The sequence below is a fragment of the Paraburkholderia sp. UCT2 genome, assembly GCF_014397665.1.
Lineage (GTDB): Bacteria > Pseudomonadota > Gammaproteobacteria > Burkholderiales > Burkholderiaceae > Paraburkholderia > Paraburkholderia tuberum.
Map to the genome: position 1 here is coordinate 1 of NZ_VZQO01000122.1, position 1854 is coordinate 1854.

1 protein-coding gene is annotated in these 1854 nt (G+C 63.3%); it reads right to left on the minus strand.

What is annotated here, in order from left to right; translation table 11 throughout:
- Positions 1-86: 86 nt before the first annotated feature.
- Positions 87-1454, minus strand: a complete 1368-nt coding sequence (gene ltrA / locus F6X39_RS35990; RefSeq protein ID WP_187620135.1) for a group II intron reverse transcriptase/maturase — start codon at positions 1452-1454, stop codon at positions 87-89.
- Positions 1455-1854: the final 400 nt, after the last annotated feature.

The following is a 1854-nucleotide window of genomic DNA, read 5'->3' on the forward strand; positions in this document are numbered from 1 at the left end:
AATCGGCATAGGGGGCAGCCTGAGGCTGCGCCCCTGCCACACCACCCGGCATGCGGGTCCGCACCGGGCGGTTCGGGAAGTTGAGGTTAGGAGAGTCGGGGCACACCCAGCTGATCGAAGTAAGTGATGGTCAGCACGCTGTTGAGGAGCTTGCCGCTGTTGCACCACCAGCGGCGACTGTTCGCCGCCACCTGTTGTGCCACAGAGCATGACGCGCCCAGCGCGCGCAGTTCCCGGTAGATGGTTGAGCCACGGCGCCAATGCTTAAGCTGGATGGCGCGTAGTCGGTGGCGCAGCCACTCATCCAGCTCACGCCAGACTCTGGGGGTTTGCGCCAACCGGAAGTATGCCCTCCAGCCCTGCACATAAGTCCGCAACCGTGCCACCACGTCCTTCATGCTGCGCCCGCCAGATCGGCGGGTCAGTTCACGAATGCGGTGCCTGAACGCCAGCAGCGGTTTGGCCGCCACCTTGCGCTTGACCACACCGCCTGGAGCCACCCATAAGCTGTAACCCAGGAACTTGCGACCGAACACGCTCGCGACCGCACTTTTGGTCTCGTTGACCTTCAGGCGCAATCGCCCATACAGACGTCGCAGCAGCACCATTACCCGTTCGCCCGCGCGGCGGCTACGAACATACACGTTCGCATCGTCGGCGTAGCGCGCAAAGCAGTGGCCCCGCCGCTCCAGTTCCTTGTCCACCTCATCCAGCAACACGTTGGCCAGCAGCGGCGATAGCGGCCCGCCTTGCGGCGTGCCCTGGGCTCGCTGCTGAACCACTCCATCATCCATGATGCCGCTGTTCAGATACGCCCTGATCAGCCGGATTACACCAGCGTCTCCAATGCGTTTCTGTAGGCGGTCGATCAGGATGTCGTGGTTGACCCGGTCGAAGAACTTCTCCAGGTCAACGTCCACCACGATTCGCCGGCCTGACTGCACGTACGACTGCGCGGCAAGCACCGCATCGTGTGCACGCCGTCCGGGCCGGAAGCCGTAGCTATGCTCGCTGAAGGTGGGATCCAGAACCGGCTGCAGCACCTGCAGCAGAGCCTGCTGGATCAACCGGTCCGTTACCGTCGGGATACCAAGCTCGCGCTCGCCTCCGTCCGGCTTCGGAATCGTCACCCGCCGTACCGGGCTGGGCCGGTACGTCCCCTTCAGCAGTTGTTCACGAATCGCTGGCCACGCCGTCACCAGATGGCGCGCAGTCTGGTCAACGCCCAGACCATCCACGCCAGCGGCTCCTTTGTTGGCCCGCACCCGTTTGAACGCCCGCTTCAGGTTCTCTCTCGTCAACGCCGCTTCCAGCAACGCTGACCCTGTGCTCCCGGGTTCATGCCGCGGGCAGCCGGCTTCGTCGCTCACAGGTACATGCGCAGCTTCACCACGCGCTGCTCCCGCTCGCCCCGTTTGCACGGGCATCTGACGCATTGCCTGCCGCATCGGCATATCCCTGAACACTCCTTCCCGTTCGGTCCTTCGTCACCAGCTTCAGCCTTGCCGACCTGTCCTGTGACTACTACGACCTCGGCTGACTTCTCGCTCCGGTTCGACACCGTTGCCCTTTCAGGCATGAGGCGAGATCTCCCCAGGTAAGAACGCACTCCTTCACCGCACAACCGCCGGATTTACGGCACCAATCCTTGACCACAAGAGCTTCGCAGATTCGTGCCCGCTCGCCCTGATCGGTGCCGCCTCATATCCGGTTCTTGTCCATCGGCTCACGGCTTTGCTCCACGCTTCCTCCCCACGCTCGGTCACCCTTACGCAGTTGCGCTTCACTTCATTCGCTGTGGTCAGCTTATGGGAGGACTTGCACCTCCAGGAGTGCGCCCATGCTGGGCGCACA

Coding starts and splice junctions, on each gene's coding strand:
- ltrA (WP_187620135.1), bottom strand. CDS start 1,454: ATGCCGATGCGGCAGGCAATGCGTCAGATGCCCGTGCAAACGGGGCGA.